The sequence below is a fragment of the Flavobacterium galactosi genome (assembly GCF_048158585.1).
GTDB classification, from domain to species: Bacteria; Bacteroidota; Bacteroidia; order Flavobacteriales; family Flavobacteriaceae; genus Flavobacterium; species Flavobacterium galactosi.
Map to the genome: position 1 here is coordinate 41,262 of NZ_JBLNKV010000005.1, position 13,299 is coordinate 54,560.

General features: G+C 34.1%; 14 protein-coding genes. 8 read left to right on the forward strand and 6 right to left on the reverse strand.

What is annotated here, in order from left to right; translation table 11 throughout:
- Positions 1-10 precede the first annotated feature (10 nt).
- A complete protein-coding gene (locus ACM55M_RS11650; protein ID WP_416857830.1) occupies positions 11-955 on the forward strand; it encodes an NAD(P)H-dependent flavin oxidoreductase in 945 nt (314 codons plus the stop codon).
- Between the two features lie 3 nt (positions 956-958).
- A complete protein-coding gene (locus ACM55M_RS11655) occupies positions 959-1,369 on the forward strand; it encodes a hypothetical protein (protein WP_416857831.1) in 411 nt (136 codons plus the stop codon).
- Positions 1,370-1,551: 182 nt separating this feature from the next.
- Here ACM55M_RS11655 and ACM55M_RS11660 read toward each other — a convergent pair whose 3' ends face one another.
- Positions 1,552-1,992 (reverse strand): DUF4268 domain-containing protein, encoded by a 441-nt coding sequence (locus tag ACM55M_RS11660; protein WP_416857832.1) that lies wholly within the window; start codon positions 1,990-1,992, stop codon positions 1,552-1,554.
- 97 nt (positions 1,993-2,089) lie between these two features.
- On the opposite strand from ACM55M_RS11660, the gene ACM55M_RS11665 reads away from it, so the two are divergent.
- Positions 2,090-2,731, forward strand: coding sequence for an NUDIX hydrolase (locus ACM55M_RS11665; protein WP_416857833.1), 642 nt, complete (start codon positions 2,090-2,092; stop codon positions 2,729-2,731).
- 138 nt (positions 2,732-2,869) lie between these two features.
- Positions 2,870-3,679: a lysophospholipid acyltransferase family protein gene (locus ACM55M_RS11670; protein WP_416857834.1), complete on the forward strand. Its 810-nt coding sequence runs from the start codon at positions 2,870-2,872 to the stop codon at positions 3,677-3,679.
- Positions 3,680-3,718: 39 nt separating this feature from the next.
- Here ACM55M_RS11670 and ACM55M_RS11675 read toward each other — a convergent pair whose 3' ends face one another.
- Both ACM55M_RS11675 and ACM55M_RS11680 read right to left on the reverse strand, forming a co-directional pair.
- Entirely contained in the window at positions 3,719-4,348 is a 630-nt protein-coding gene (locus ACM55M_RS11675; RefSeq protein ID WP_416857835.1) for a hypothetical protein, read from the reverse strand.
- Complete coding sequence (locus tag ACM55M_RS11680) at positions 4,345-4,848, reverse strand: RNA polymerase sigma factor (protein ID WP_416857836.1); 504 nt, start codon at positions 4,846-4,848, stop codon at positions 4,345-4,347. Before ACM55M_RS11680 ends, ACM55M_RS11675 begins: the two co-directional genes overlap by 4 nt.
- A 291-nt stretch (positions 4,849-5,139) precedes the next feature.
- Here ACM55M_RS11680 and ACM55M_RS11685 point away from each other — a divergent pair, with 291 nt between their 5' ends.
- The 3 genes from ACM55M_RS11685 (at position 5,140) to ACM55M_RS11695 (ending at position 9,087) form a co-directional block, all read left to right on the forward strand.
- Positions 5,140-6,444: an NAD(P)/FAD-dependent oxidoreductase gene (locus tag ACM55M_RS11685; protein ID WP_416857837.1), complete on the forward strand. Its 1,305-nt coding sequence runs from the start codon at positions 5,140-5,142 to the stop codon at positions 6,442-6,444.
- Positions 6,445-6,493: 49 nt separating this feature from the next.
- A complete protein-coding gene (locus tag ACM55M_RS11690; RefSeq protein WP_416857838.1) occupies positions 6,494-7,624 on the forward strand; it encodes a lactonase family protein in 1,131 nt (376 codons plus the stop codon).
- Between the two features lie 248 nt (positions 7,625-7,872).
- On the forward strand, positions 7,873-9,087 hold the full coding sequence (locus ACM55M_RS11695; protein WP_416857839.1) for a 3-oxoacyl-[acyl-carrier-protein] synthase III C-terminal domain-containing protein: 1,215 nt from the start codon (positions 7,873-7,875) through the stop codon (positions 9,085-9,087).
- A gap of 46 nt (positions 9,088-9,133) precedes the next feature.
- Here the strand turns inward: ACM55M_RS11695 and ACM55M_RS11700 are convergent, their stop codons facing one another.
- The gene (locus tag ACM55M_RS11700; RefSeq protein WP_416857840.1) at positions 9,134-10,198 is read right to left on the reverse strand and encodes a DUF3810 domain-containing protein; all 1,065 of its coding nucleotides are present in this window, start codon (positions 10,196-10,198) and stop codon (positions 9,134-9,136) included.
- A 109-nt stretch (positions 10,199-10,307) separates the two neighbouring features.
- Between ACM55M_RS11700 and ACM55M_RS11705 the strand changes: the two genes are divergently transcribed.
- The gene (locus ACM55M_RS11705; protein WP_416857841.1) at positions 10,308-11,768 is read left to right on the forward strand and encodes an aminoacyl-histidine dipeptidase; all 1,461 of its coding nucleotides are present in this window, start codon (positions 10,308-10,310) and stop codon (positions 11,766-11,768) included.
- A 252-nt stretch (positions 11,769-12,020) separates the two neighbouring features.
- Here ACM55M_RS11705 and ACM55M_RS11710 read toward each other — a convergent pair whose 3' ends face one another.
- Both ACM55M_RS11710 and ACM55M_RS11715 read right to left on the reverse strand, forming a co-directional pair.
- Complete coding sequence (locus ACM55M_RS11710) at positions 12,021-12,359, reverse strand: DHCW motif cupin fold protein (RefSeq protein ID WP_416857842.1); 339 nt, start codon at positions 12,357-12,359, stop codon at positions 12,021-12,023.
- A gap of 126 nt (positions 12,360-12,485) precedes the next feature.
- Positions 12,486-13,253 carry a carboxypeptidase-like regulatory domain-containing protein gene (locus ACM55M_RS11715; protein WP_416857843.1) on the reverse strand — a complete coding sequence of 256 codons (768 nt, stop codon included), beginning with the start codon at positions 13,251-13,253 and terminating at the stop codon, positions 12,486-12,488.
- Positions 13,254-13,299: the final 46 nt, after the last annotated feature.

Sequence of the window (13,299 nt, forward strand, 5' to 3'; positions counted from 1 at the left end):
CAAATAGCGCATGAATAAAATCACGGAGCTTTTCAAAATTAAATATCCAATTATTCAAGGAGGAATGATTTGGAATAGCGGTTATAAATTAGCGAGTGCGGTTAGTAATGCCGGAGGTTTAGGATTAATAGGAGCGGGTTCCATGTATCCTGAAGTCTTGCGGGAACACATTCAAAAATGTAAAAAAGCCACTTCAAAACCTTTTGGAGTAAATGTCCCGATGTTGTATCCCAACATGGAAGAAATCATGAAAATTATTGTTGATGAAGGAGTGAAAATCGTTTTTACATCAGCTGGAAATCCGAAAATATGGACTTCTCATTTGAAAGAAAATGGCATAACGGTAGTGCATGTGGTCAGTAGTTCTGTTTTTGCATTGAAAGCTCAGGATGCAGGTGTTGACGCCATAGTTGCCGAAGGATTTGAAGCCGGAGGACACAACGGAAGAGAGGAAACCACTACGTTTACTTTAATTCCAATGGTTAAAGAAAAAATTAATATTCCGTTGATCGCTGCCGGAGGTATTGCTACTGGTCGTGGGATGCTTGCCGCTATGGTATTAGGAGCAGACGGAGTTCAGGTAGGAAGCAGATTTGCTGCTTCGGAGGAATCGTCAGCACATGAAAATTTTAAGGAAACAATTGTAAATGTTAAAGAAGGCGATACGCAATTGACTTTGAAAGAACTCGCTCCTGTTCGATTGATTAAAAATAAATTTTATCAGGATGTTCAGCATTTATATGAAAAGTGCGCAACAAAAGAAGATTTAATCAGTTTGTTAGGAAGAGCGAGAGCAAAACTCGGAATGTTTGAGGGAGATTTAATCGAAGGAGAATTAGAAATAGGTCAAGTCGCAGGATTAATTCACGAGATAAAACCAGCGGGAGCAATCGTTGAAGAAATGATAGCTGATTTTGAAAAGGCTATAAGAGAAGTAATGAATTTTGATTTTTAAATAATGACAAAGAAAAAAATATTTATAATGTTGCTTTTTATGGTCTTAGGACTGCAATATTCCTATAGCCAAAACTATAAGTTTAAAACTTCAGGTTTAAGTGTTTTAGAAAAAAAGGAAAATGGGAAATGGGGAAAATGGTCTGATTTGGATTTGGTCAATATTTTAGTCACATTGGACACTAATAAAGACAGAATTGTAATTTATTCCCAAGTTATTCAATTGTTTGAAATTATAGATTATCAAGCCACTGAAGAGAATGAGACCGATATAGTTTATTCTTTCACTTGTAAAGACAATAATGGAGATGACTGTACACTTTCAATCATTACCCGAAAAAAACAAGACAATAGAAAACAATTGTACATCAATTATGATGACAGAATTGTAGTTTATAATATTTTCAATATGTAAATAAAAAATCTGCTTTATAGAGTGCCCCAAAAAATTAGACACTATTTGGGGCACTCTATAAAGCAGATTTTTTTATGCCGTTATGTTACATGAGGGATGGTAGTGAAAAGCCCACAGCCTGACAAAGGAAGAGCGAGGACTTGTAACGTATAGCCCGACCCATTTTTTCAATTGGTCACGCCCTAAATTTTCTCAATATCTTTTATAAATTCATCATACTCCCTATAGAATAATTCCAGAGCATTCATTTTCTCCTGATAGAAATCAAAAATTTCATCCCAATAATTGCGATTGCTAACGCCGACCCCTAGTTTTTCAACCCAAATGCGACTGATGGTTTTGCCATTTTCCAGAGTATAGTCTTTTTCGAAAACTAAATTTTTAATGAATTCGTCTTCCAGAATGTTTTTTAATGCTTCTATTTTTTCAAAATAGGCAATTCGTTTTTCATCATTGCGATGCTCAATATCTATTAAAACTTGTGCTTTTTTATTATCTACATAAAACTTGAAAGAGAAATCTTTGATTTTGGTATCATATAGAACCCATTTTCGGGGGTGTTTTTCTGCGAATGCGACCCAGAATTCTCGTTTTAATTTTTGAGTTTCTTCTTTGCTGTACATTTTTATTTATTTGAATTTGATTTTAGAAAATTTGCTAAACGTTATTTTCTAAACTATATTTATAAGATCTTTTGGTAGGCAAAAATAGACTTTGATTATGGATTTTCAAGATTTTTTAAAATATGTTCCCAATTTTGCTCAAGCAAAGCTTCCAGCAATTGAAGCGCACATTAAAATGGCGCCCCTAAAGCGAATAGATGCTTTGAAGAATGGAATGTTTGATGATAAAAAATCAAGAAAAGCCGCAGTGATGATGTTGTTTTATCCTAAAAATGGAAGAACACATTTGGTGTTAATTGTGAGAAGCTCTTATGATGGGACCCATTCTTCCCAAATCGCATTTCCTGGAGGAAAATTTGAGCCGGAAGATACCGTTTTTGCAAATACGGCTTTACGGGAAACCCATGAGGAAATAGGAATTCCTCCGAGAGACATAGAAATCATCAAGCCTTTTACAGCATTGTATATCCCGCCCAGTAATTTTATGGTGCATCCTTTTTTAGGAATTAGCAGAGCCGAAATCAGTTTTATTCCTGATTCTAATGAAGTGGCAAATATAATTGAATTGCCTTTGTCAGTTTTTTTGAGTGATGAAATAATTATTAGTGCTGAAATGGTAACTTCCTATGCCGGTAAAATTACAGTTCCGGCTTTCAAAATAGAGGAACACATTGTTTGGGGTGCAACAGCTATGATGTTGAGCGAATTGAAAGAAGTTTTGAAAGAGGTTTTAGGTTGAAAGATTCGCCTTCCCAGGATTGAAAAAATGAATTTATTCAATGATTTTTAAAAGGTTTACTGAGAGGCAGTAAAAGGAACTATAAAAATAATTTTCGTACGTTTGTAATCCAGATTAACAAAAAAAAGACACAGTTTTATGGTATTGTTTAAGAGAAATCCTTTTGGGCACATATTATTTATAAAAAAATGGTTGATCCGAATCTTCGGAGCCATCACGCACAGACGTTACAGAGGATTTAATGAATTACAAATTGAAGGTTCTGAAATTATCAGAAATTTACCGGATACCAACGTATTATTTATTTCCAATCACCAAACCTATTTTGCCGATGTTGTGGCTATGTTTCATGTCTTTAATGCCAGTTTAAGCGGTCGGGAAGATACGATTAAAAACGTATGTTACCTCTGGCAGCCCAAAATGAATATTTATTATGTCGCTGCCAAAGAAACCATGCAAGCAGGTTTATTACCAAGAATTATGGCGTATGCAGGAGCAATTTCGGTAGAGAGAACCTGGAGGGCTAAGGGAGTTGATGTTCAAGATAAGAAAAATATAAATCCAGATGATACTGAAAATATCAAAATAGCGCTAAAAGATGGCTGGGTCATCACTTTTCCGCAGGGAACTACAAAATCGTTCAAACCAGTTCGAAAAGGAACGGCTCATATTATCAAACAACACAGACCCATTGTTATTCCTATTGTTATTGATGGTTTCCGGCGTTCGTTTGATAAAAAAGGATTACGCATGAAAAAGAAAGGAATCCTGCAGTCCTTTATCATCAAAGAACCTTTGGATATTGATTACGATACCGATACAATTGATGAAATCGTTGAAAAAGTAGAATATGCTATTGAACAACATCCTTCGTTTTTAAAAGTTATTCCAGCCGAAATAATTAAAGAACAGGAAGAGTTGAACAAAACCCGTCGTTGGGAATATTAATAAAATAAAAAAGAGTTCATTGCGGACTCTTTTTTAGAATTACAAATCTATTTTTTTTAATTCTTTATAATTAGCGTACAATTTTCTTAATAAGATTCCATACAATAACCTGTAAAACAACCAGAATATCCCAAAAAACACAGCGATAGTCAAAATTAGAATGCCTATCGTGAGAGCCATAATTTTTCCGTCGTTGGCAATTTTATCCTTCAAAATACTTACATCAGGATTGTAAGAAAAGGCAATCACAAAACCAATAATTAGGCTAAAAACAATCATCGCAAGATTATACCAAACATAATATTGGACTGTTTTTCGGGTTTTTAGAATGTCTTTCATCAACTGTTTTGTGGAAGCAGTCGTCGAAATCAAGATGTAGTTTTTATAAAATAAATAAATAAAAACCAATATCACGCCATAGTTAAAAATGGTCAACACCTCAAAATATTGGATTAATTCATCGTGCTTGATCTTTTTTAAATAATCATCCGAATTAAAAACAACACTAATTGAGGTCCACAATAAAACTTCCAAAATACTGATAATCAAAATCCATCTCACTATCGAAGATGATTTTTTATGAATCATTTTATAAATCTCGATTTCCGAAACTTGTTCAAAAGAATTATCCTTCTGCCAATCTTTTTTTAATAAATCCAGCTCTTTCATACTCCTAATGGATTTAATATTTTTTTTAATTTCCCCTTTATTCTATTCATTTTCACTCGGGCATTCACTTCACTAATTCCTAATGTCTCGGCTATTTCAGTATAATCTTTATCTTCAAGATACATAAAAACCAACGCCTTTTCAATATCATTCAGCTGATAAACCGCTTTATACAGGAGCTTTATCTGTTCTTCTTCCTCATAATTATACTCTACATCTTTCAAAAAATGTTGCCGCCCTTCAAACTCAATGGTACTTATGGATCGCTTGGTTTTTCGGTATAAAGTGATGGCAGTATTCAAAGCCACCCGATACGCCCAAGTCGAAAATTTGCTGTCACCCCTAAATTTTGGAAACGCTTTCCAGAGCTGAATCGTGATTTCCTGAAACAAATCCTTGTGTGCATCATCGCCATTAGTATACAACCTACAAATTTTGTGGATTATATTCTGATTTTCCTGCAACTGCTTTACAAAAGAATGTTCTAAATTATCACTCATACATACGTTAGTAATCCAAAGATAGATTTTGTTACAAAGTAGCCTTTTTTTTCTGGAAGCACAAATTTTAGAATCCATGATAATGAGTCGTCCCGATGGCAATGGAAATCCTTTCCAGTCCTGAAAAAAAATCAGGACTGGAAAGGATTTCCATTGCCATCGGGGCTAATTGACATGTTTAGATTTCTAAAGAACTTTTTCCAAAAACAAAAATTTTGATAATAATTCATAGAATTCAAGGTTGAAAAACGTTGTATCTTTGAGTACCAACAATTCAGAACTTTTTTAAATATGAATATCCCTAATTCAGCTTTACCCAGAATAGTCATCATAGGTGGAGGTTTTGCAGGACTTGCGCTGGCCAGAAAACTAAAAAATAAAGACGTCCAAGTGGTTCTTTTAGACAAACACAACTACCATACTTTTCAACCCCTATTGTATCAAGTGGCTACTGGCGGACTGGAAGCGGGTTCCATTGCGTATCCTATCCGGAAAGTGATTCAGGAATACGATGATTTCTATTTTAGACTGACAAATGTAGAAGAAATAGATACTGAAAATCAAAAAATTAAAGCAGAAATAGGGGAGTTATCCTATGATTACCTAGTCATAGCAACAGGTTCCAAAACCAATTATTTTGGCAATAAAGAAATAGAGCGCAACAGTATGTCCATGAAAACCATACCGCAATCGCTTAATATCCGCAGTCTTATTCTTGAAAATTTCGAACAAGCCGTTTTAACCACCGATAATGCCGAACAAAATAGCCTTATTAATTTTGTACTCGTGGGTGGCGGACCAACAGGAGTAGAACTGGCTGGCGCTTTGGCCGAAATGAAAAAAGCCATTTTACAAAAAGATTATCCTGATCTTGATATTGCAAAAATGGAAATCAATCTCATTCAAAGTGGCGACCGAATTCTCAATACCATGAGCGAGGATTCCTCACAAGCCGCCGAAAAATTCCTCACAAGTTTGGGTGTGAAAATCTGGAAAAACGTCCGCGTTACTAATTATGACGGACGAACGATTCTCACCAATTCAGATTTGACATTTGAAACCGCCACGGTGATATGGACTGCGGGCGTGCAAGGTGCTACAGTTGCCGGATTGGATGCTGAATCTTTGGTCGAAAAAGTAGAGCGTATTCGAGTAAACGAATACAATCAAGTAGTAGGTTACGACAATATTTTTGCCGTGGGCGATATTGCATCTATGGAAACCGAAGCATATCCGCAAGGACATCCCATGATGGCGCAACCCGCCATGCAACAAGGGAAACTGTTAGGAGAAAACATAATTAAATTAATTAGGAAACAACCCATGGAAGCTTTTGAATACAATGACAAAGGCGCTATGGCAACCATAGGAAGAAATAAAGCGGTAGTCGATTTGCCAAAATACCATTTCAGTGGCGTTTTTGCCTGGTTTGTCTGGATGTTTGTGCATTTATTCTCCTTAATTGGATTCAAAAACAAAGCGGTAGTTTTCTTGAATTGGGTGTACAACTACATTCGTTTTGACCGAGAAGGAAGATTGATTATTCGACCATACAAAAAGAAAAGTTTCACGACTTTTACGAGTGATGAAGTGTAAAAAAATCGATTTTGGAGGTAATTCTAAATTCTTATATATCAAATTAAAAATGGTTAAAATTATTGCAACTTTCTTCTTTATATTATTTGTTAGCTTTAATTGCTATTCGCAAAATAGTTATGTATTTGTAGGTTCTTATAATTCGGATAAAAATAAAGAGGGAATATATGTATTTCAATTGGATACTTTAACTGGTAATTTAAAGAAAATTACAACTGTCAAAAATATACTAAACCCTTCCTATTTAACAGTATCTCCAAATGGAAAATATGTTTTTGCGTGCACAGAAACAAGAACACCAAATGCAGGAAGTGTCAGTAGTTTTGAATTCAAACCTAAAAACAAGATGCTAACATTTATTAACAGTCAAAAAAGCGGTGGTGAAAACCCCGTATATCTATCGGTTCATAAAAATGGAAAATGGCTTGTAAATGCTAACTATACTCAAGGAAGTGTTTCTGTTTACCCAATAACTGCAGCTGGTAAAATAAATCCAATTGTTCAAAATTTTTCCTATTCAGAAGGCAGTATTAACAAAGAAAGGCAAGAGCGCTCCCACGTTCATTCGGCGGTCTTTTCCCCGAATTATGATTTTATATTTTTGCCCGATTTAGGTGCCGATAAAATTAGAAGTTATCGATTTGATTCTGCTAAAGAGCAACCACTTTCAGAAAATCAATATCCTTTTACGCAAGCCACATTAGGAAGCGGACCAAGACATTTTACATTCCATCCTGACGGTAAATTTGCTTATTGCGTTGAAGAAATCAGTGGGACCATAAGTGTTTATGCCTATGGGAATGGAAAATTAGATCCAATTCAAAGAATTAATACCCATACTGATGCATTAAAAGAAGGGTTTAGTAGTGGAGATATTCACATTTCACCTGATGGACGTTTTCTATATGCTTCTAATCGTGGGGAAGAAAATAATATTGCAATATTTTCTATAGAAAGCAATGGTACTTTAAAAACAGTAGGGTATCAATCTACTTTTGGTAAAACTCCACGGATATTTACTATTGATTCTACAGGAAAGTTCTTGATAGCAGCGAATCAAACAAGTGGTAATGTAGTCGTTTTTAAACGAAATTTAGTTACGGGTCTGTTGAAAAAATCGGGAACTGAAATAAACGTAGAAAATGCTTCTTGTGTGCAAATTAAACACTATCGTAATTAGCGATTAAAACTTTAAAATTAAACAATAAAAAGTTGTGCTAGCATTCTTACAGGCATGATAATCAGTACTTTTTTTCAATGTAAAATCATTCTTACAATGTGCTGATTTTTAGTATTTTAACAAAAATATAGCTTTTATAAGTAATTGATAATCAGGTATTTGTGTTTTTTATATTTTAACATATTATTGACATTGTTTTTCGAATAAAATTTAAATTAATTTTATAAAAATAAACAAAGTTATAATTAATGAAAAATGTAATCCTTTCCAATTTTCATCCCATTTTGGTGGGAAAATTAATAGATCAAACAAAGCTCAATCAGTACACAAAATTTCTCTATTACTATTTTCAAAATCACCCACAATCGGGCATTTCAGGAAATAATAGTGTAGAGCCAGTAAGTTTTGAGTCTATATCTGAGCATGTAGATAAGTATTCGGTTTCTTCAGAAAGTATCAATAGCAGACAAATTTTGATTTTTGAAAACGTGGAGAATTTTATTGAAAATGAAATGGATATTACTTTGCCTTCTGAATACCATTTACCTGTTGGTTTTGAAGTTAAACCCGGAAATATTTCTGGACCTAAAATAGAGGTTCGGATGGAATGGTTTAAAAGAAAAATGGGATATGTTTTTGATGAATTTTATTCAAATACAATTTCAAGCCCTGAAAATTTAATTCATGTTACTTGTTCCGGTTATTCCTCTCCCAGTGTTGCTCAGGAAGCCGTTATTGAAAGAGATTGGGAAACGGTTCAAGTTACTCATTCCTATCATATGGGATGTTACGGTGCTTTTCCAGCAATTCGTACCGGAAGAAGTTTGCTGTGCTCTAGCGAAACTAAAGGTAGAGTAGATATAGTTCACACGGAATTATTATCAGCCCATTTAAATCTAGTTGAATTTTCCAATTCAAATACCATGATTTGCTCTCTTTTTGCAGATGGTTTCATTGGGTATTCCTTATTTGATGAAGAATCGTTTATGCAAGATGATTCCTTTCCTGAGAAAAAAGGATTACGAATTGTAGCGGCTCATGAGGTAATTATTCCAGATTCATTAGAGGATATGTCTTGGGATTTAGGTGAATATAATTTTTTAATGACGCTATCTAAACGGGTTCCCGTTTTTATTCGTAAAAATATCAAACCTTTTTTGACTGCACTTTGCAAAAAAGGGGGTGTAGATCTTGAAGAACAGAAAGCCAATATGCATTTTGCAATACATCCTGGCGGACCAAAAATCATTGATTATGTCATAGATGCCGTTGGATTGTCTAAAGATCAGGCGATTTGGTCTTATGAAATATTACGCCGTCTGGGAAATATGTCTTCGGCAACGATTCCACATATTTTTAATGAAATTGTAAATGATCCCAACATAAAATCAGGAACAAAAGTTGTTGCAATGGCATTTGGACCAGGACTTACAGCTACAGGATTATTGCTTGAAAAAATATAATTCAGATAAAAACTTATAAAAGAAATAGGCTATAAGCGGTTCACGTTTATAGTCGATTGTCTTTTTTGTAATAATTTACCATCAAATTCACAAATTTACTATATCCTTCCATGCCATCTTTTTGCTGATTTAATTTAAGAAAATTGTCATAAAAAGCATGAAAACCAGTTTCTATTGGGGTTTCATATTGCTTCCAGAAATGGTCACTTTCTTTATAGTTTTTCAAAATTCCCGGATGAACAGTTTTTAGCAATTGTTTAAATACTTTTTCATTTCGAACTTGCCAGTTACTTAAGCAATAGCGCAAAGCCATGCTGTATCCAGAATATTGAAAGTATAAATTGTTGTTTTTTACTGAGGCTAAAAATCCAATAAAATTACATTCGCTTTCACTGGCATAGCCCATTTGATGCGCCATTTCGTGATTGGTTGTCATTGGAAAACTATACATCGGTCCAAGATAATTTACTTGTGCTTCATTAGTAAATGGATTCAAATAGCCGCCAAAACCCATGTAAGCCAAAGGTAAACTGAGAATCGATTTCTTTGTGCTTAAATAATTGTAAGTAAAATAGGAATATTGATTGGATAAGTTTTTATAACCATTCATGTTCATTTCAAAAACCTGTTCTTGTGAATAAGGGAAGACCACTTTTAAACTATCGTTTTTTGTAATCTGACCTTGAACAGCATTTGTTTTAGTGATTAATTTTTTGGTGAAAGCCAATAAGTCTGCATCTGAATATTCTTTTTGGAGTGCCATTTTCTCAAAAAGTGGCTGGCGGTGATAATTGAAAGCCCAAAGAATATGAAACAAAAAATAAAAAACGGAAACAAAACTTAAAATAGACAGAATGTTGTTTTTCCATACTTGTTTCCAGGATTTTCGTTTCTTCCAAAACCAGATTACAATAAGTGAAATTACAATGAAATAAATGAAATCACCCACAGAAAAAGGAATTGTGCCAAAAACAATTCTCGAAAATGTAGAAATAATAGGATATAAGCCATTGCTGTAAAATTGCTCGACATATTCTGGAAAAAAAGGAATAATCTGCAAAAACAGTATTTGTACTAAAAGAAAGAAGGAAAGAAAATATTTTGGTTTCACTGGATGAACTTTGAATATGTAAAGATAATTACAATATCAATTAGTATCGAAAAGAATTTAAACTTTGTAACTTTGTGGCTTGTAAATGTTAAACCTCAAACAAAAATAAATGAGTCAAGAAATAAGAAATCTGGAACCTAAAGTACTTTGGAACAAGTTTGCTGATTTAAACGCGGTACCTCGTCCTTCTAAAAAAGAAGAGCGTGTGATTGAGTTTATGAAAAATTTCGGAAACAGTCTGGGATTGGAAACTTTTGAAGATGAAATCAGGAATGTAATTATTCGCAAACCGGCTACTCCAGGAATGGAAAACCTTAAAGCGATTGTGCTTCAAGGCCATTTGGATATGGTGCATCAAAAAAATGCCGATACTGTTTTTGATTTTGATACACAAGGGATAGACATGTATGTGGATGGAGACTGGGTTCGCGCGCGAGGAACAACTCTAGGTGCTGATAACGGTCTTGGAGTTGCCGCAATTATGGCAATCTTGGAAAGTAAAGATATCCCACATCCTGCTATTGAAGCCTTGTTTACCATTGATGAAGAAACTGGAATGACTGGCGCTTTAAATCTAAAGGGAGGTATTCTTCAAGGTCAAATACTTTTGAATATGGACACAGAAGAGGATGATGAAATTGACATTGGGTGCGCTGGAGGAATTGATGTAACTGCTACAAGAAGTTATCATGAAGAAGAAGTTCCGGAAGGGTCTGTTGGACATATTATCACTGTAAAAGGATTGAAGGGCGGGCATTCAGGTATGGATATCCATAAAGGTTTGGGTAATGCCAATAAAATAATGAACCGTTTGTTATTTGATGCTTTTGAAAACTTCGGTTTGCAAGTAGTGGAAATCAATGGAGGAAGTTTACGTAACGCTATTCCAAGAGAAAGTGTTGCTACAGTAATTATTTCCGAAATGTTTGACGAAGCTTATATTTTTGATATGCAAGAAATCATTAATGATATCAAAAATGAATTTAAAACTACGGAACCAAACTTAACTATCGAAATCGTGAAATGCGATTTGCCGAAAAAAGTAATGGATTTAGGTGTTCAGGAAGGAATTATCAGAGCGATTTATGCAGCGCATAATGGAGTGTATCGCATGAGTGCTGATATGGAAAATCTGGTGGAGACTTCTAATAATATTGCCAGAGTAATCATCAAAGAAGGTGAAATTTCAATAGGATGTTTGACTCGTTCTTCTGTAGAAACGTCTAAATATGATTTGGCTAATTCTTTGCGTTCCGCTTTCGAATTGGTAGGCTGTGAAGTAGAACTTTCAGGTTCTTATCCGGGCTGGACTCCAAATGTAAATTCGGAGATTCTAGATCTTTTGGTTGCCATTTACGAAAAACAAAATAACGAGAAACCAAAAGTTGTTGCTTGTCACGCAGGATTAGAATGCGGAATTTTGGGAACTAATTATCCTGACATGGATATGATTTCTTTTGGACCGACGATTCACGGAGCGCATTCGCCAGATGAAAGAGCGAGTATTTCTTCTTCTCAGAAATTTTGGAAATTTGTTTTGGAAATTTTAGCCAATATTCCGGTTAAATAATATTGAATTTCAATAAAATACAAAACCCTCGTTTAGTAATACACGAGGGTTTGTTTTTATAAAAGAATTAGTCTCTTTTAGGACTGTTTTTCTTATCTCTTTTTTCTTCTTTCTTTTCTTTTGCCGTTTTTAAAGGTTCTTTTTTCAAAGTTTTCTTTGCGTCTTGACTTTTTGCCATGATGTAGGTATTTAAATTTTGTTTTTAATTTTGATGTAAGTAAATGTATATAATATTTTGATTTGTTTTAAATATTATTTCAAAAAATCCCCGTCGATGATTAGTAATTCCACTCCATTAGTGGCAATAGAGCGATGAGAGCTTAAATCATCAGAAACCACATAAGTCATTCCTTTATACAGATTTGTCTGTTCACCATTCTCCATTTCGCTAATAAAATTTCCTTCGATGCAATGTACAATATGTCCTTTTTGGCACCAATGATCTGCTAAATAACCTTCAGAATAAATAACTTTCCGAATTCGGAGTCCTCCCAATTGGAAAGTTTGCCAATAAGCGGTTCCTGTTTCCCCTCTATGTTCTGTTCTTTCTATTTTGTCCCAATTAATGCATTGGAAAGGTATGTCGGACATTGATTTTGTTGTATTAATTAAATTGTGGCTAAAACTCAAATTTAAGTATTTTAGAAGTAAAAATCCCCAACTGCTTTCGTAATTGAGGATTGGAATTGTCTTTAGATTAAACCTGTAGACGTTATGTTATTTTTTCTTCAGAATTTTATATTCTTCATAACAGCCACTTATGGCATCCATAATTTGTAAATCATTTGCCGTTTGTATAAATGCTTCCGAGTAATTACAGCGTTGCAAAATTTCGGCTAATTCATTTTTATCCACACCAAGAAGTACAGATATGGTTTCTCTGTCGAATTTAGATTCGAGTAGATTTCGAACCGTATCATCCTTTTTCATTTCTTTTAGCTTTTTGAGTTCCTTTGGGTTTTTACCAAAGAAATTATAAAGCATATCCGCTGGGTTAAAGATAGAGCCAAGTACTCTTCCAAAGGCATTTGGAGAATATTCACCTGCTTCGTACCCTTGTGTTAATCCTGAAATGCTATAACGGTAGTTTTCTTTTGTAGGAATTAATTTTGAATCAACTTCCAGATAACCCGTTAAATTGAAAGGTCTGATGACTACTTCCTCTAATGCGATTGCTTTTTCGGTAAGTTGAATTTTCGTGCTTTTATTTTTTATCCAGTCATTTGTAACCCGAACTCTTAAAGATTGGAAGCCTAAGATAGTAAAATGTAAAGTATCGTTTGGTTGTACATCAATTTCGAAATACCCTCTAGAATCGGTAGTTGCGCCTCTTACTTTGTTGATGTTGATGATATTTACATTAGACAAAGGCAGCTTAGAATTGTTGTTGATAATAATACCATTAACTCTTTGGGAATGTTCTATAACTTGCGCAAAAGCGGTTGCAGATAGTACTAAAAAAAAGAAAACTACAAAATATTTCATAAACTCATTTAAAACTTTAAAAGTAATAAAAGAGGATTAAATATTT